At 33.1% G+C, this 15,940-nt stretch carries 18 protein-coding genes; 1 reads left to right on the forward strand and 17 read right to left on the reverse strand.

The window, feature by feature from the left end; translation table 11 throughout:
* Window positions 1–273 precede the first annotated feature (273 nt).
* The 15 genes from ACKI42_RS00945 to ACKI42_RS01015 all read right to left on the reverse strand — a co-directional run bounded on the left by ACKI42_RS00945 (window position 274) and on the right by ACKI42_RS01015 (window position 12,938).
* Window positions 274–1,653, reverse strand: a complete 1,380-nt coding sequence (locus tag ACKI42_RS00945) for a dipeptidase (protein ID WP_407401513.1) — start codon at window positions 1,651–1,653, stop codon at window positions 274–276.
* A gap of 190 nt (window positions 1,654–1,843) precedes the next feature.
* A complete protein-coding gene (locus ACKI42_RS00950) occupies window positions 1,844–2,098 on the reverse strand; it encodes a hypothetical protein (protein ID WP_407401515.1) in 255 nt (84 codons plus the stop codon).
* Window positions 2,099–2,153: 55 nt separating this feature from the next.
* The gene (locus ACKI42_RS00955; RefSeq protein ID WP_407401517.1) at window positions 2,154–3,302 is read right to left on the reverse strand and encodes a class I SAM-dependent methyltransferase; all 1,149 of its coding nucleotides are present in this window, start codon (window positions 3,300–3,302) and stop codon (window positions 2,154–2,156) included.
* Entirely contained in the window at window positions 3,303–4,466 is a 1,164-nt protein-coding gene (locus tag ACKI42_RS00960; protein WP_407401519.1) for a methylmalonyl-CoA mutase family protein, read from the reverse strand.
* A 63-nt stretch (window positions 4,467–4,529) separates the two neighbouring features.
* Entirely contained in the window at window positions 4,530–4,883 is a 354-nt protein-coding gene (locus ACKI42_RS00965) for an FtsB family cell division protein (protein ID WP_407401521.1), read from the reverse strand.
* A 6-nt stretch (window positions 4,884–4,889) separates the two neighbouring features.
* Window positions 4,890–5,504 (reverse strand): uridine kinase, encoded by a 615-nt coding sequence (gene udk, locus ACKI42_RS00970; protein ID WP_407401523.1) that lies wholly within the window; start codon window positions 5,502–5,504, stop codon window positions 4,890–4,892.
* A gap of 175 nt (window positions 5,505–5,679) precedes the next feature.
* Window positions 5,680–5,985 (reverse strand): ATP-dependent Clp protease adaptor ClpS, encoded by a 306-nt coding sequence (locus ACKI42_RS00975; RefSeq protein ID WP_407401525.1) that lies wholly within the window; start codon window positions 5,983–5,985, stop codon window positions 5,680–5,682.
* An 11-nt stretch (window positions 5,986–5,996) separates the two neighbouring features.
* Complete coding sequence (locus ACKI42_RS00980) at window positions 5,997–7,355, reverse strand: hemolysin family protein (RefSeq protein ID WP_407401527.1); 1,359 nt, start codon at window positions 7,353–7,355, stop codon at window positions 5,997–5,999.
* Between the two features lie 115 nt (window positions 7,356–7,470).
* A complete protein-coding gene (gene atpG / locus ACKI42_RS00985) occupies window positions 7,471–8,340 on the reverse strand; it encodes an ATP synthase F1 subunit gamma (protein ID WP_407401529.1) in 870 nt (289 codons plus the stop codon).
* Window positions 8,341–8,424: 84 nt separating this feature from the next.
* Window positions 8,425–10,002 (reverse strand): F0F1 ATP synthase subunit alpha, encoded by a 1,578-nt coding sequence (atpA, locus tag ACKI42_RS00990; protein WP_407401531.1) that lies wholly within the window; start codon window positions 10,000–10,002, stop codon window positions 8,425–8,427.
* A gap of 16 nt (window positions 10,003–10,018) precedes the next feature.
* The gene (gene atpH / locus ACKI42_RS00995) at window positions 10,019–10,558 is read right to left on the reverse strand and encodes an ATP synthase F1 subunit delta (RefSeq protein ID WP_407401533.1); all 540 of its coding nucleotides are present in this window, start codon (window positions 10,556–10,558) and stop codon (window positions 10,019–10,021) included.
* A 2-nt stretch (window positions 10,559–10,560) separates the two neighbouring features.
* A complete protein-coding gene (gene atpF, locus ACKI42_RS01000) occupies window positions 10,561–11,055 on the reverse strand; it encodes a F0F1 ATP synthase subunit B (protein ID WP_407401535.1) in 495 nt (164 codons plus the stop codon).
* Window positions 11,056–11,148: 93 nt separating this feature from the next.
* Entirely contained in the window at window positions 11,149–11,355 is a 207-nt protein-coding gene (gene atpE / locus ACKI42_RS01005) for an ATP synthase F0 subunit C (RefSeq protein ID WP_066676872.1), read from the reverse strand.
* 50 nt (window positions 11,356–11,405) lie between these two features.
* Window positions 11,406–12,482 (reverse strand): F0F1 ATP synthase subunit A, encoded by a 1,077-nt coding sequence (gene atpB, locus ACKI42_RS01010; protein WP_407401538.1) that lies wholly within the window; start codon window positions 12,480–12,482, stop codon window positions 11,406–11,408.
* 87 nt (window positions 12,483–12,569) lie between these two features.
* Complete coding sequence (locus ACKI42_RS01015) at window positions 12,570–12,938, reverse strand: hypothetical protein (RefSeq protein ID WP_407401540.1); 369 nt, start codon at window positions 12,936–12,938, stop codon at window positions 12,570–12,572.
* Window positions 12,939–13,023: 85 nt separating this feature from the next.
* On the opposite strand from ACKI42_RS01015, the gene ffh reads away from it, so the two are divergent.
* The gene (ffh, locus tag ACKI42_RS01020) at window positions 13,024–14,385 is read left to right on the forward strand and encodes a signal recognition particle protein (protein ID WP_407401542.1); all 1,362 of its coding nucleotides are present in this window, start codon (window positions 13,024–13,026) and stop codon (window positions 14,383–14,385) included.
* A gap of 149 nt (window positions 14,386–14,534) precedes the next feature.
* Here the strand turns inward: ffh and ACKI42_RS01025 are convergent, their stop codons facing one another.
* Window positions 14,535–15,233 carry a porin family protein gene (locus ACKI42_RS01025; protein WP_407401543.1) on the reverse strand — a complete coding sequence of 233 codons (699 nt, stop codon included), beginning with the start codon at window positions 15,231–15,233 and terminating at the stop codon, window positions 14,535–14,537.
* A 495-nt stretch (window positions 15,234–15,728) separates the two neighbouring features.
* Window positions 15,729–15,929 carry a hypothetical protein gene (locus tag ACKI42_RS01030; RefSeq protein ID WP_407401545.1) on the reverse strand — a complete coding sequence of 67 codons (201 nt, stop codon included), beginning with the start codon at window positions 15,927–15,929 and terminating at the stop codon, window positions 15,729–15,731.
* Window positions 15,930–15,940 lie beyond the last annotated feature (11 nt).

The raw sequence follows: 15,940 nt of genomic DNA on the forward strand, positions 1-15,940 counted from the left end.
GGAATAAAACAATGGCTAGAAAAATATCATTATCGAAAGCATCAAGGAATTAATAATAAACCACAAAATAAATACACCAAAGCAGCTTAAAATCCAACTAAGAAATACTAATTTTTGGTCCAGTGAAACGAGGGTAAATTAGATAAAACTTTTTTCATAAAATTATTTTTTGAATTATATCGTAAAGAAAACAAAATCTTCACCTTAGCAAAATAATTCTTATACATAAAATAAAAAAGTCCCTAATAATTTAATATTAGGGACTTTTTGTTGCTATTTCGAATAATTCTCAAAAAACAATGGGATACTCTCTATTCCTTTATAGAAATTGAATAATCCGTAATGTTCATTTGGAGAATGTATCGCATCCGAATCTAAACCAAAGCCCATCAGAACGGACTTCGCTCCTAGTACTTCTTCAAACATTGCTGTGATAGGGATACTTCCACCACTTCTGTACGGTAACACTTCTTTACCAAAAGCAGTTTCCATCGCTTTCTTAGCTGCTAAAAACTCCTTAGTATCACTTGGCAAAACGTAAGGCATACCACCATGATGAGGCGTTACTTTTACCTTTACGTTATCTGGAGCTATTTTCTGGAAATACTTTGTGAACTTCTCTGTGATTTCTTGTGGCGTTTGGTAAGGAACCAATCTCATAGAAATTTTCGCAGAAGCTTTGGACGGAATTACTGTCTTTGCTCCTTCTCCTGTGTAACCTCCCCAAATACCGTTACAATCTAATGTTGGACGAATAGAAGTTCTTTCTAAAGTAGTGTAACCTTCTTCACCTTCCACATCATTTAAGCCAATAGATTTTTTGAATTCTTCAGGATTATCTTTTAGCTTATTCATTTCTGCTCTTTCTTCAAGAGAAACATCTTCTACATTATCGTAGAAACCATCTATTGTTATTTGCCCATCGTCATCAATCAATTTAGCAATCATTCTAGAAAGTACATGAATAGGATTAGGAACCGCTCCACCATATAACCCAGAATGCAAATCTCTGTTTGGTCCTTCCACTTCCACTTCCACATAACTAAGACCTCTAAGACCTGTAGTTACAGTAGGTTGCTCGTTGCTGTAGATATGCGTATCTGAAATAAGGATACAATCGCAAGATAATTTTTCTTTAAATTCGTTTACAAAATCGCCTAAACTTACAGAACCAATTTCTTCTTCACCTTCCAAGATAAATTTTACATTACAAGGCAAAGTATTGGTTTTCATCATCGCTTCAAAAGCCTTCACTTGCATGAAAAACTGTCCTTTATCATCTGCAGATCCACGTGCGAATATTGCTCCTTCTGGGTGAAGCTCAGTTTTCTCAATATAAGGTTCGAAAGGTGGTTTTTTCCAAAGTTCTAATGGATCTGGTGGTTGCACATCATAATGTCCGTATACCAAGATGGTAGGCAAATCTTTGTTGATCAATTTTTCTCCATATACGATAGGATACCCTTTAGTTTGGCAAATCTCAACATTATCTGCGCCAGCAGTTTTAAGAAAATCTGCGCATTTTTCAGCACATAATAGTACTTCAGATTTGTATGCAGGATCTGCAGATATAGAAGCAATTTTTAAGAGTTCAAACAATTCATCTACGAAACGCAACTTGTTGTCATCGATGTATTTTAATGTTTCTTGCATTATAAATTTAATTTCTATAAAATTAAAAAAAATGTATTGCTACCGCAAACAAAAACCAAATAATATCACTCTTCCCTTCTTGATTGATTAAACGGTATTGATTTTCAGTGGCAATCTTGCTCTCTGGATAATATAAAACAAAAAATCCTGCACCGCTGCAAGATTTTTATTTATATTTTTATTCAAATGTTTAGTTTCCTACCTTCGCAGAATCAGCTTTCTTAGCTACTACACTATCCGCTTTAGGAGCTACGTCATGGTTAGCCTCTGCACCGTGCTTTGCTTCCTCACCGTGAGACTGACCTTCTAAGCCAACCTGTTTGTCGTCCGAATATCTTTCTTGACCTTCTTCCATCATGATAACACTTTTATTACCACCAGCTTGAATTTTCTTACAACTTACTGCAACTGTTGCAATTGCTAAACATATAATTAATTTTTTCATGTCTAAATTTTAGATTCCTCAAAAGTATGAAATATTGCATTTTTTAGCAACATTTTTATACTGATTTTAGTATTAATTTCCCTTTTTTTGATTGTGTAAAAATAAGATATTGGTTTCCTCCATCTTTTATTCCGTATTTCTTCTTTATTTCATCAGGTTTTAAAGGGTAATTTTTGGCAATAATATTATATTTATCTTTCTTTTTAATTTGTTTTCCTTCTATAATTGCCATTTCAAAAACTCGTCCAGGAAACTCCTTATTCTCTATTGTAGAAGTATAGATATGAGTGTTCGGATGTAATTTTTTGAGGTTAAACTTTTCAGCAATAAGATTAAAAATACCTGCTTTCAAGATTGTATTATTAGGTATATAGATGTATTTTTCAGGTTCAGAAAAAGTGACAGAAACACTTTCCTCGTCTCCAAAATTGAAATCAAAAGTTGCATCTTCACTTTCTAAGTTGATGCAATGACAGGTTATCCCACTATATCCTTCCCCAGACACCGTAAGTACAATCTCTTTAACATCGTTTTTTATGGCGATAATATCAATTCTGGCTAGGTTTTTTACCTCAGACACTACGTACTTCAAATCGATAAGTGGAGATAGTTTGATAACCACTTTTTTTGATATTGTTGTAAGTTGATCCTGAATTTCTAAAATATTGGGTGAAAGATCCTCCAAAAGGAAAACCTTATTTTTATTGCTGTCTCTTCTGGCAGGATCCAAATAGGCGACATCAAATGTTTTGTTGGTATTGCCAAGAAAGTATTCTAACTTCTGGTTTACAAATTCTGCCTTACGTCCTAACACCGTCCAATTGTGCTGCACTATATCCAATAAGTCTGCATTTTGTTCTACTAGGGAAATATCATTAAAATTTTTGGATAAATAATAGGCGTCAATTCCGAAACCTGTAGTAAGATCGATAAATGAATTACCATGCAAGAAATCTGCTTTATAAAGTGCTGTTTTGTCAGACGATGACTGTTCTAAACTCAATTGAACAGGAAAAACAATATTTTCTTGTAACAAGTAAGGAAATTTTTTACGAGCAACATTTTTACCCTTTATTTGTTGTACAATTTCTAGCATCGTTACGTTTTCAAAAGGAGATTTTTTAAGTAATAAAGAATGCAAATCTGATTCTAGATTTGCATTAATATATTTTTGAACGTCGATATTTAAAAGAGATTCATTCATTTATTCAAACATTTCTGCCCAACGTACAGGTTTTATTTCATTTTGATTATAAAGTTCAGAAATTGATTTCTTTACTTCTAATTTTGGATACATATTAACCCCAATGAGCTTTATTTTTCCCTCTTCTATCCAGCATTGTTCTGCAGTTGCTTGTTGATAAATTTGAAGTTGAATTTTTCCACTTTCCAAAGATTGTAGATAGCCTCCAGCTTCTTCTATTTCAATGAAATATTGCCAAGATTTTTCGGCAATTTGCTTGGTGATATCTTCTATATAAAAGCTACCATTAGAAGCGTCATCAAATACATTGATAATACTCTCATAGGCTAAGACAATCTGTTGTTTGAAAGATATTTCCTCTGCAAGATCTGAAGGCTTAGAAATCTGATAATTATTGCTATATACTGCATCTGCACCCCCAATCATTGCTGATGCCAACTCTAAGGTAGAACGAATCAAATTATTTTCAGAATCTACAATAGACTTATTTCTAAGTGAAGTTTCAGCAAAAATATAAGGTACTTGGTCCAATCCGTATTCTTTTGATAGTTGGTTAAAAACCAATTTCAGCGCTCTAACTTTAGCCATCTCGAAGAAATAGTTTCCTCCGATAGCTACTTTAAATATCAATTTATTTAAAATAGATTCGCCATAAGCTTCTACCAATTCTTTGGTTTTAGCCAATGCAATGCCCAATTGTTGATGGATTGAAGCTCCGGAATTTTGATGCAAAGAGATATCAATCGTAATATTTCTATCGAAATTTTTCGCTAACAATTCTTTTACCAATTGATCATTTATCGTAGCAGATGACTCTTCAAAAACATCAATCAGAGAATAGTAATTACAGTGATCTTCTACGAGGATATGTTCTGCCAACTTTTTATTGTTGATGAAAAATACTTTATCAGTTAAACTTTCTACATTTTCATTAAGTAAAAATGCAAAAACGTCATCTTCCAAACTCTCATGAAAGTTGGCTACCAAATGGGTACTATCTTCTACTTTTGGTAAATTATTTAACGGCTGAGAAACCTTGTTATAAAAAGGTTTTATCGTTATTCCCTCTAAATTTGATTGACTAAGAATAGGATAAATATCTTCTGTTTTCAGTTGTTTTTTTACTAAATTTTCCCAATCGGAAAAAGTATCATTGTTTGACATTATGTGGATAGTTATCGTTTATATTTTTTTAAAATTCTGAAGAAGTTGATGAGCAAAAAATAACTATTTGCCAATTTTTGTACTATCTACAACTAGAATAAAAATTTCTTCATTGGGTTTCTTCATAAAGTAATTTTCTCTGGCATATTTTTCCTTTTCGGATTTATTATTCATCAGTTTTTTATAGAATGTATCATTTTTTTCGTATTCTGTTTTATAATAATCCAATTGTTCCTCATACTTATTTATTTCACCATTCAGCTCATTAATAACCAAAAATGAAGTTTTATCGAAAAATACCATCCATACCAAAAAAAGACAAATGGAAATAACATACTTATTCAGAATATATTTCTGAATAAATTTCATCGTTTCCGACTTGGGTTTGATGTCTTTAATTAGTTCTTTTTCTGCCATGTAGCGTTAGTGTTTTCGTAATGAGTTTTTAATAACTGTAGTTAAAAAATCAATGGCTACAGAGTTTTGTCTCATATTTGGGATAATAAGGTCTGCATCATTCTTGGAAGGTTCTATAAACTCTTGATGCATGGGCTTCAATGTTGTTTGATAACGGTGCAACACTTCATCTAGGTCTCTTCCTCTTTCCTGAGTATCCCTCTTTATTCTTCGGATAAGTCTTTCGTCAGAATCTGCATGTACGAATACTTTAAGGTCAAATTCCTTAAGTAATTCTTTATTGGTAAGTACCAAAATACCTTCTACTACAAGTACATTTTTGGGTTCTACTCTTACATGATCTCCAGTTCTAGAGTGAGTCACAAAACTGTAAACTGGCTGTTCTATAGCCTCATTATTTTTTAATGCTTTTACGTGTTTTATCAATAAATCAAAATCGATGGATTTTGGATGATCATAGTTAAGCGCCTCTCTTTCTGCAAGGGTTAAACCTTGATTATCGTGATAATAATTATCCTGAGAAAGAATATTCATCCCTTCGATATCTAGTTGTTGTATTATTTTGTCAACAACTGTAGTTTTGCCGGATCCTGTACCTCCTGCAATTCCTATTACAAGCATTATAAAATAGTTTGTACAAAGATACATATTTAGATGAAAGTACATAAAATAATGGAAGTTGAAATCTCAATTTATTTAATTATACTATAGATTTTTTGAATTTTGAATCTAATCGATTATAGTACTATTTAAAATTGAAACAAAAAAAATCCGACGCAAAGTTCGGATTTGTATTTTATACGATTTCACTGGTGAGTGTGAGTGAAATAAGTTTTTCATGCATCGGTTTCAAAAGATCCAAAGATCCAGTTTTCACGGTGCATTTTCCTTTGTAATGAACTAGCATTGTACATTGTTCGGCTTGTTCTAGATCGTGCTTACACACACTTATTAGTGCGTCAATTACATAATCAAACGTATGGATATCGTCATTGTGAAGGATGAGTTTGTATACATCATCTGTTTCGTCCAAAACAAGTACATCTTCTTCGTATTTTCGTTTCGGATCTTCGTAATCTTTTATGTTGTTATAAAAAATCATTATTAAAAAATTTATGCTTCTCCCATTTTATCTACCAAATCATCTATAAGGCTAGATTCCTCATAAACTAATTCTACCATCTCTACACTTTTATTATTCATTTTTAAAATTTTAAAATGATAACTTTCTAAGGTAAATTCTTGGTTTTCTTCAGGTATTTCTTCTAGCTCGTGTAAAATAAAACCGGCTAGAGTATTATACTCGCTATCTTCCGATAAAGGTAATTTTTTTGGTAAAGATTCGTTGATTTCGTCTAGAGGTTGAGTAGCTTTTACCCAATAAGTGTTATCTCCTACTTTATCTACCAATTTTTCTTCATCATCTTCTTCATCTTGTATTTCTCCTACCAGTTCTTCTAAAATATCTTCTAGAGTCACTACACCTTCTGTACCTCCAAATTCATCAATAACAATTGCTAAATGCTGTTTCTTTTGTTGGAATATTTTTAATAAGTCTGAAATTTTCTTGCTACCCACAACAAAGAAAGATTCTCTCATTAGTCTTCTAAGGTCATCATGAGTAATAGCACCTTTTCTTTTCACAAATTCTCTAATGATCTCTTTAGTGTAGAAAACACCAATAATATTATCAATAGAACTTTCGAAAACTGGTAATCTAGAATATCCACTATCCATTATTTTATTCATAATGTCTTCTATATTCTCTTCTATATCAATAGAAGTAATGTTTTGTCTAGGAACCATAATTTGCTTCGCAGAGTAATCTGTAAAATCAAATGCGTTTTTTATAATTTCGTAGTTTTCTTCCTCAATCTCACCCGAATCTGCACTTTGTTTTACCAAAAGTTGAAGTTCTTCTGTAGAGTGGATATCGTGATCTGAAGCGGGATGAACTTTAATTAATCTTAGGAAAGAATTTGACATTCCGTTCATCAACCAAATAAATGGTTTGAAAACCGTATAAAAAACTCTTAAAGGAACTGCGATAGCCATTGTGGTAGCTTCTGATTTTCTAATCGCGATTGATTTTGGTATCAATTCACCAAAAACAATGTGCATAACAGTAATTAATAGGAAACTTAATACCAAAGAAATGGTAGTAACAGTAGTCTCAGCCAAATTAATGTTAGCATATGTGAAAAAATCGCCAATAATGTGGTGTAAAGCACTCTCTCCTACCCATCCCAATGCTAAAGAAGCTAAGGTGATACCCAATTGCGTAGCTGATAGGTATTCATCTAGATGCTTAATGATGTGTTCAGCTTGCTTTGCCATAGAATCTCCTTCTGCAGCTTTCAATTGAATTTGAGAGTATCGCACTTTAACGATTGAAAATTCTGCGGCTACGAAAAAGCCATTCAGTAATACAAGAAGCAGGGCTAGCAAAAGCCTGACAATATCAGAGTCCATTTATTTAATATATAATTAGTGTACAAAGATATACATTTTAATAGAACTAAAAAAGCATCGACTAAGTCGATGCTAATTATTTTATAAATCAGAGTATTCTGATATATCTCTTGAATTAAGAATTTTTCAATGCTTCAGCTCCTGAAACGATTTCTAAGATTTCGTTTGTAATAGCAGCCTGTCTAGCTTTATTATAGAAAATCACTAAGTCATTTTTCAATTCTTGAGCATTATCTGTAGCTTTGTGCATTGCCGTCATTCTAGCTCCGTGTTCTGATGCTACAGAATCTAAAACTGCTTTGAAAACTTGAGTTTTGATGGATTTTGGAATTAGGGTATCTAAAATCTCATTTCTACTTGGTTCGAAAACATAATCTACATCTACTGGCACTTCTTCAACATCGCTTTCAGCCATAGAAATAGGAAGAACCTGCTCTGTAGTAACTATCTGAGTTGCAGCGTTTACAAATTTATTGTAAATGATATAAACTTCATCAAATTGTCCTTCTCTGAAGTTATTCATTACAGTTTCTGTAATATTAGAAACAATACCAAAGCTTAATTTATCAAAAATGCTGCTTTCATTAGCAAAAACAGTCTGAGTTCTTCTTACAGCATCATAAACTTTTTTACCTATTGTAAGAACTTCTACCTCATATTGAGAATTTTTCTGCAATTGATTGTTTAATTCTTTGATAATATAAGTATTGAAAGCACCCGCCAAACCTCGGTTCGAGGTAACAGCGATGAAAAGTATTTTCTTTACTTCTCTTTTTTGAGCATAAACAGAAACTTGATCAGGATCTGAGCTAGAATTTACATTCTGGATGATTTCCTGTAATTTTTCAGAATAAGGTCTCAACATCGTGATTGCATCTTGTGCCTTTTTTAGTTTCGCTGCCGAAACCATTTTCATAGCACGAGTAATTTGCATCGTAGATGAAATTGAGCCTATTCTTCCTCTTATTTCTTTTAAATTTGCCATATTGGTTTAGTTGTTGGTTGTCGGTTGTTGGTTGTTAGTTATAGAAAATTCCGTCAACTACCAACCAAAAACCATCAACTAATTTTAGTTATATTTTGAAGCTAAATCATTAGCTACTTGCTTAAGAACACTAGTAATATCATTATCGATTTTTCCAGATTTCAATGCAGCCATTGTTTCAGGGTGCTTAGATCTAAGGAAAGCGATATATTCGACTTGGAATTCTTTCACTTTATTGATAGGAACGTTTCTCATTAAGTTCTCTGTACCTGCATAGATCATAGCTACTTGCGTATCTACTGGTAATGGAGAGTTTACTGGTTGCTTTAGAAGCTCTACGTTTCTTTCTCCCTTAGAGATTACCGCTAAAGTAGAAGCATCAAGATCAGAACCAAATTTGGCAAACGCTTCTAATTCTTTGTACTGAGCTTGGTCTAGCTTTAATGTACCAGATACTTTTTTCATTGATTTGATCTGAGCATTACCTCCAACTCTTGATACAGAGATACCAACGTTGATTGCAGGACGTACACCAGAGTTAAACAAATCTGTTTCTAAGAAGATCTGACCATCTGTAATAGAAATTACGTTGGTTGGGATATAGGCAGAAACGTCACCCGCTTGAGTTTCGATAATTGGTAGAGCTGTAAGAGAACCACCACCTTTCACGATAGGTTTTAGAGAATCTGGCAAGTCGTTCATTTGTCTAGCGATATTATCGTCAGCAATTACTTTTGCAGCTCTTTCTAATAATCTAGAGTGAAGATAGAAAACGTCCCCAGGATAAGCTTCACGCCCCGGTGGTCTTCTCAATAGAAGAGAAAGCTCACGGTAAGCTACCGCTTGTTTAGATAAATCATCATAGATAATCAATGCTGGTCTACCAGTGTCTCTGAAATACTCTCCAATAGATGCACCTGCCATTGCAGAATATACCTGCATTGGAACTGGATCTGATGCGTTAGCAGCAACAATTACTGTGTATGCTAAAGCTCCTTTATCTGAAAGTGTTTTCACGATTTGTGCAACAGTAGAAGCTTTTTGCCCAATTGCTACATATATACAATATACTGGTTGCCCAGCGTCATAAAATTCTTTTTGGTTGATAATTGTATCAATAGCGACAGTAGTTTTACCTGTTTGTCTGTCTCCAATGATAAGCTCTCTTTGTCCTCTTCCCACAGGGATCATAGAGTCGATAGCAACGATACCAGTTTGTAATGGTTCTGTTACAGGCTGTCTGTAGATTACCCCTGGAGCTTTTCTTTCCAATGGCATTTCGTACAATTCTCCTGTGATAGGACCTTTACCATCGATAGGGTTACCTAGAGTATCAACAACTCTACCCAACATACCTTCTCCTACTTTGATAGAAGAAATTCTGTTTGTTCTTTTTACAGTATCTCCTTCTCTTACCAATTTACTTTCTCCTAAAAGAGCAACACCTACGTTGTCTTCTTCCAAGTTTAGTACGATGCCTTCTACATCACTAGCAAATTTCACCAATTCACCGTATTGTACATTTTCTAACCCGTATACACGAGCAATACCATCACCGATGGTTAAAACGGTACCTACTTCCTCAACATTAGATTGAGTGTCGAAGTTGGCCAACTGTTGTTTTAAGATCGCAGATACTTCTGCCGGATTTATTTCTGCCATTATATGGTTTTTTTACTTAATTTAATTGAAAATCTTTTTTAATCTGACTTAGTTTAGACTTCACAGATGCATCAATCTGCTGATCTCCAACTCTTAGAATATATCCTCCCAAAATATCAGGATTAATAACAAGTTTTACATCAGATTTTGCGTCCGCTTTTACCAAGTTGGTAGACCCAAGAATTTGATCAATATTTTCTTTAGAAATTTCTATTGCAGTAGTAAGAGTAATTCTCTGTATACCATTGATATCTTCAACTTTTTTGATAAATTCTTGTGCAATATTTTTTAGCTGACTTACACGTCCTTGTTTGATCACCAAAGTAATCAGGTTTTGTGTAGTTGCAGACAAACCTTTAAAAATCTCACCTGCTACCTCGGTTTTCTTTTGTGCGTCGATGTAAGGTGTTGAAAAAAATCTGTTTAAATCCTGAGATTCAGTCATGATCTTCGCAACATCTTTCATTTCAGAAAATATGGCATTTGTTTGTCCAGATTCATTGGAGAATTCTAGCAAACCTTGCGCATACCTTTTGGCTACTTTAGATGTAAGCATTATTAGTTAAGATTAGATTTGTTTAAATAATTTTGAACCAATTCGTTTTGAGCTTCAGTCTTGTCTAATTTTTGTTTTAGGATAGACTCTGCAATATTTACAGATAAAGCACCAATTTGGTTTTTGATATCAGACATTGCAGCACTTTTCTCAGCAGCGATAGTTTGCTTAGCAGCCTCGATGATTTTGTCACCTTCAGCTTTAGCTACATCTTTAGCTTCACCTACAATTCTATCTTTGATATCTCTGGCCTCTTTTAGGATAGAATCTCTTTCAATTTTAGCCTCACGGATGATTCTTTCGTTGTCAGATTTAAGATCTTCCATCTCTTTCTTCGCCAATTTAGCTTGGTTTAGAGCATCCTGAATGTTATCTTCTCTCGTTTTTATTGCACTAAGAATTGGTGTCCAAGCAAACGCTTTTAGAAGAACAACTAGTAATAAGAATACTACTGCTGTCCAAAAAATATTACCAATTGAAGGAGTTAATAAATCCATTGTATTTTCAATTATTGATTTTTAATTATTTTAACTTTTTTTTAAAAGAATTCTACAAACCAACCGTTTGTAGAATTCTAATTTTGTATTCGATTATTTACCTAGTAATGCTACTACGATACCGAATAGACCTGCACCCTCGATAAGAGCTGCTGCGATAATCATTGCAGTTTGGATTTTTCCTGATTGCTCTGGTTGTCTTGCAATACCTTCCATTGCGCTTCCACCAATTTTACCAATACCTAATCCTACTCCAATAACTGCTAAACCAGCTCCGATTGCTGCGATACTACCTGTCATAATACTATAATTTAAAAAGTTGTTTTTATTAATTTTAATTGTCTTACTTATTAATGATCGTGGTGTGGTTCTTCAACCGCTGATCCTATAAATAATGCTGTTAACATTGTAAAGATGTATGCTTGCAATGCTGCTACTAATACCTCCAATACATAGATGAATAATGCTAGTCCCAAAGATACAGGAGTTATAGCATAATTTCCCATGATAAATATCAATGAAATCAAACTCATGATGATAATGTGACCTGCCGTCATGTTTGCGAACAAACGAATCATCAATGCGAATGGCTTAGTAATAATTCCTAATAATTCTACAGGAATCAAAATAAGATAGATTAAGATTTTACCACCGAAAGGCATATTTTTTCCTAATGGATCTAGCATGTGCATCCAGTATGTTTTTCTACCACTCAAGTTTACAATAAGTAAAGTGAATATAGAAAGTACCATTGTAAATGCTATATTTCCTGTAGTGTTTGCAGCACCTGGAAGCAAACCTAACACATTCAGAATCCAAATGAATAAAAACAATGTCACCAAATAAGGAACATATTTTCTGTATCTAACAGATCCAATATTTTGTAAAGCAATATCATCTCTCACAAAAATTACTAGTGGCTCCATAAATCTTGCCATACCTGTAGGGATTGCAGATTTCTTATAGCTTGCTGCAGTTCCTAATCCTAAGATTAATAAGATGACAGCTGCCAAAATCATTTGTGCTACTACCTTAGTAATAGAAAAATCTAGAGGCGCATTGTTAGTAGGATGATCATCGTGCATTTCTAAAGTACCATTTGCATCTGTAGAATAAATCTTATTGTGATACACTTTATAAAACTGACCATCCACTTCAGCTACTTGATCAGCATTATGACCGAATTTTCCTGAACTGAATACTTTCAAACCATTATCCCACAAAATTACGGGTAAAGATAGCCCAACAGAACTCTCTCCTTCACCCCAAAAATGCCATGTGTGTGCATCCTGAATATGGTGCATAATAAATGGAACAGGGTTGTATACCTCTTCTTTTGCAGCTTCCGTAGTATCATTTTGTGCTTCTGCAAAACCAAAGCAGAAGAAGACTAAATGTAACACGATTAACAGTTTTTTAAAACTCATGATCTAAACTTTTATTCCTAAAATTTTTGCAAAAATATGAAATTATATTCTATTATTAAAGAATTACAATTTTTATATAACATGATATTAGTCTTGTTTTTTAATTAGCCTTAGGACGAATAAAACTTCAATAAGAAGATAAAGCCAATATATACCAAAATATGCTATTATATTATCTTTAAAATTCGGCTGAAATAATGCAATGTATCCCATTGCAAACATTTTAAAGATTACAAATCCCAAAAATACAAATCCAACCACATCCTTCTTCCCTAGCGCGGATACTGCAAATATTGCTATCAAACCAATTAGTGTAATAAAGAAAATAAGAAAATGAATCCTATAATCTAGATCTACTATGTTATTTTCTGATAAAAAATATTGCCCTGCAAATAATGAGGATGAAATGATTAAAAATAAAATAAGGCCCGTAAATATAAATCGAGAATTCTTCATTATGCGCAAAAATACCATTTTTTATTAATATACTTTTTATTAAATATAAAATTGTTATTTTTGCATCCTATAATTTACAAGAAATATGTTCAATAGTTTACAGGATAAATTAGATAAAGCCCTTCATAATATTTCCGGGAGAGGGAAAATTAGCGAAATCAACGTTGCAGAAACCGTAAAAGAAATTCGTAGAGCGTTGGTAGATGCCGACGTTAATTACAAAGTTGCTAAAGATCTTACCAAAAGAGTACAAGACAAAGCCTTAGGACAAAATGTATTGACTTCGCTTACGCCAGGACAGTTAATGACTAAGATTGTTCATGATGAATTGGTAGACCTTATGGGAGGATCTCAGGAAGGCATTAACCTTTCAGGGAAACCTAGTGTTATTTTGATTGCTGGACTTCAAGGTTCTGGTAAAACTACGTTTTCTGGAAAATTAGCGAATTACTTAAAAACAAAAAGAACAAAAAAACCTTTATTAGTAGCATGTGATGTCTACCGTCCAGCAGCTATAGAGCAGCTGAAAGTGTTGGGTGAGCAAATTGGTATTCCGGTATATACAGAAACTGGAGCCACCAATCCCTCTACTATTGCTGAAAACGCTATAAAATTTGCAAAAGAAAATAATCACGATGTTGTAATTGTAGATACTGCAGGTCGTTTGGCTGTTGATGAGCAGATGATGAACGAGATAAAATCTGTTCATTACTTTATTAAGCCAAATGAGACTCTATTCGTAGTGGATGCGATGACGGGTCAGGATGCTGTAAATACTGCAAAATCCTTTAACGAAGCCTTAAATTTTGACGGAGTTGTTCTAACGAAATTAGATGGTGATACGCGTGGTGGAGCTGCCCTCACAATCCGTTCGGTTGTAGAAAAGCCAATTAAGTTTATCTCTACAGGAGAAAAAATGGAAGCCTTAGATCTTTTCTATCCAGAAAGGATGGCAGATAGGATTCTTGGGATGGGAGATGTTGTTTCTTTGGTAGAAAGAGCTCAAGAGCAGTTTGACGAAGAAGAAGCTAAGAAACTTCACAAAAAGATTGCTAAAAATGAATTTGGTTTTGATGATTTCCTTAAACAGATCAACCAAATCAAGAAAATGGGTAATATGAAAGACTTGATGGGAATGATTCCTGGGATTGGTAAAGCCATTAAGGATGTAGAGATCAGTGATGACGCATTCAAACATATAGAAGCTATCATCTACTCCATGACCCCAGAAGAAAGAAGAAGACCTTCTATTATTAACACCCAAAGAAAAAGCAGAATTGCAAAAGGTGCAGGTAGAAAAGTGGAAGATGTAAATCAGCTGATGAAACAATTCGACCAAATGGGTAAAATGATGAAGATGATGCAAGGCCCACAAGGAAAACAAATGATGCAAATGATGAGTAAGATGCCAAACATGCCTGGAATGGGCGGAATGATGGGAAAATAAACCCGATAGCATACTTCTAAATTATACTACAAACCCTCTTGATTTCGAGAGGGTTTTGTAATTTTTTGGCTATATTTCTAATGAATTTAAAAGAAAAAAAATCCTAAGAAATTAATCTAAGGATTCTTATAATAGTTTTGTAGTTCTAATTATTTAGAAAATACATATTTAACACCGATAGTTACCGCTGATAAATCTAAACCAAATTTGAAGTTATCAGTAGATTTAGCACCATCTGTATCAAATTTTCTAGTGTTGTAACCGAATTCACCGATAGTAGCTTCAATAGTCCAGTTTTTATTTAAGAAATAATCTAAACCTGGTTTGATAGCAACACCAATTGAAGTAGATTTTGCTTTGTCAGCATTCTGAGAAATGGTAGTTGTTGTAGTTGCAGGAGTACCTGTAGAAGAAGATACAGTAGTAGTAGAACTACCTTCTGTTTTTCCGCTACCAAATGCCATAGGAACTGATAATTGACCGAAGAAATATAATTTGTCGCTTAATGTCCAGTATTTTCTAGCAAAAGGCTCAATTACGAATGCATTATTAATATCTTCACCTTTAGATACTGTAGATGTAGTAATGTTTCCAATTGTATTAGATTCAGTATTTTCTAAAGTAGTTTTGTTGTTTACATATCCAATACCCAAACCAATTGCAAAGTTTGTATCTACAAAATAACCTACAGTTGGAACAACTTTAAAGCTAGATACCTTTTTGTCAGTATTATTATCATTCTCTTGAGAATAACCTACTTGTCCTGATAAGTAAGTTGTACCTTTTGCAATCTGAGCGTTTGATAAACCGAAAAGTGCAATTGCACTTGCTAATAATAATTTTTTCATTATATAATAATTTTTATACTTTCTTGCTGCAAATTTAGACTTGGAACAGTAAATAATAAAATTTGTTAACATGATTAATATCATTGCTAAAATCAAGCTTTTTTGAATGCACCGAAAATAAAAACAATACAATGAAGATGTATCAATTAAATTATAAAATGCTTATATATTCTGTAATCTAATTTTTATATGTGAGAATAATATTTTTTTACTTTGAATAATAATTAACTTTAAATGAGTATAAATCAATATTTTATAGCTATAATTGGCTATAAATTTCATCATTAATTGCGAAAATTGTTGCGAAAACCATTTGTAAACCACAAATAATCCCTAAAAAGAATTAGGAGAGTTAAAATTGTAATTGTCGAAGTGAAAATTTTGTTAAAAGACAATATTTAAGATTTATAAACAAAAGAAAAGCAAGACAATATATGCCTTGCTTTATTTTTACAGATTGTTTTAAAAACTTTATTTGCTTAGTTTGCTCCAAATTTAAAACCTACACCCACTTGCAGAAAACTGTTGAAAACTTGCTCCTGCAAAAACCGAAATATTTTCTGTAATAAAATACTTGGCAGATACCGGCATAAGTAAAGTTCCAAACGTACCTTGAGACTCTAAATTGAAGAATACGTCATATTCAACTTTAGATTCCACAGACTTTACCAACATATCTCCCAGCGGAGTATACAATGCCTCTAGTA

Source organism: Chryseobacterium sp. (assembly GCF_045629545.1).
In the GTDB taxonomy this organism is placed as follows: domain Bacteria; phylum Bacteroidota; class Bacteroidia; order Flavobacteriales; family Weeksellaceae; genus Chryseobacterium.

Bases quoted from the DNA above. Each gene is read 5' to 3' on its own strand.
- atpG (WP_407401529.1), bottom strand. From the start codon at position 8,340: ATGGCAAATTTAAAAGAAATAAGAGGAAGAATAGGCTCAATTTCATCT.
- ACKI42_RS00965 (WP_407401521.1), bottom strand. From the start codon at position 4,883: ATGGCAGAAAAAGAACTAATTAAAGACATCAAACCCAAGTCGGAAACG.
- atpE (WP_066676872.1), bottom strand. From the start codon at position 11,355: ATGACAGGTAGTATCGCAGCAATCGGAGCTGGTTTAGCAGTTATTGGA.
- atpB (WP_407401538.1), bottom strand. From the start codon at position 12,482: ATGAGTTTTAAAAAACTGTTAATCGTGTTACATTTAGTCTTCTTCTGC.
- ffh (WP_407401542.1), top strand. From the start codon at position 13,024: ATGTTCAATAGTTTACAGGATAAATTAGATAAAGCCCTTCATAATATT.
- ACKI42_RS01025 (WP_407401543.1), bottom strand. From the start codon at position 15,233: ATGAAAAAATTATTATTAGCAAGTGCAATTGCACTTTTCGGTTTATCA.
- atpA (WP_407401531.1), bottom strand. From the start codon at position 10,002: ATGGCAGAAATAAATCCGGCAGAAGTATCTGCGATCTTAAAACAACAG.
- atpH (WP_407401533.1), bottom strand. From the start codon at position 10,558: ATGCTTACATCTAAAGTAGCCAAAAGGTATGCGCAAGGTTTGCTAGAA.
- ACKI42_RS00955 (WP_407401517.1), bottom strand. From the start codon at position 3,302: ATGAATGAATCTCTTTTAAATATCGACGTTCAAAAATATATTAATGCA.
- ACKI42_RS00980 (WP_407401527.1), bottom strand. From the start codon at position 7,355: ATGGACTCTGATATTGTCAGGCTTTTGCTAGCCCTGCTTCTTGTATTA.
- ACKI42_RS00950 (WP_407401515.1), bottom strand. From the start codon at position 2,098: ATGAAAAAATTAATTATATGTTTAGCAATTGCAACAGTTGCAGTAAGT.
- ACKI42_RS00945 (WP_407401513.1), bottom strand. From the start codon at position 1,653: ATGCAAGAAACATTAAAATACATCGATGACAACAAGTTGCGTTTCGTA.
- ACKI42_RS00960 (WP_407401519.1), bottom strand. From the start codon at position 4,466: ATGTCAAACAATGATACTTTTTCCGATTGGGAAAATTTAGTAAAAAAA.
- ACKI42_RS01015 (WP_407401540.1), bottom strand. From the start codon at position 12,938: ATGAAGAATTCTCGATTTATATTTACGGGCCTTATTTTATTTTTAATC.
- udk (WP_407401523.1), bottom strand. From the start codon at position 5,504: ATGCTTGTAATAGGAATTGCAGGAGGTACAGGATCCGGCAAAACTACA.
- atpF (WP_407401535.1), bottom strand. From the start codon at position 11,055: ATGGATTTATTAACTCCTTCAATTGGTAATATTTTTTGGACAGCAGTA.
- ACKI42_RS00975 (WP_407401525.1), bottom strand. From the start codon at position 5,985: ATGATTTTTTATAACAACATAAAAGATTACGAAGATCCGAAACGAAAA.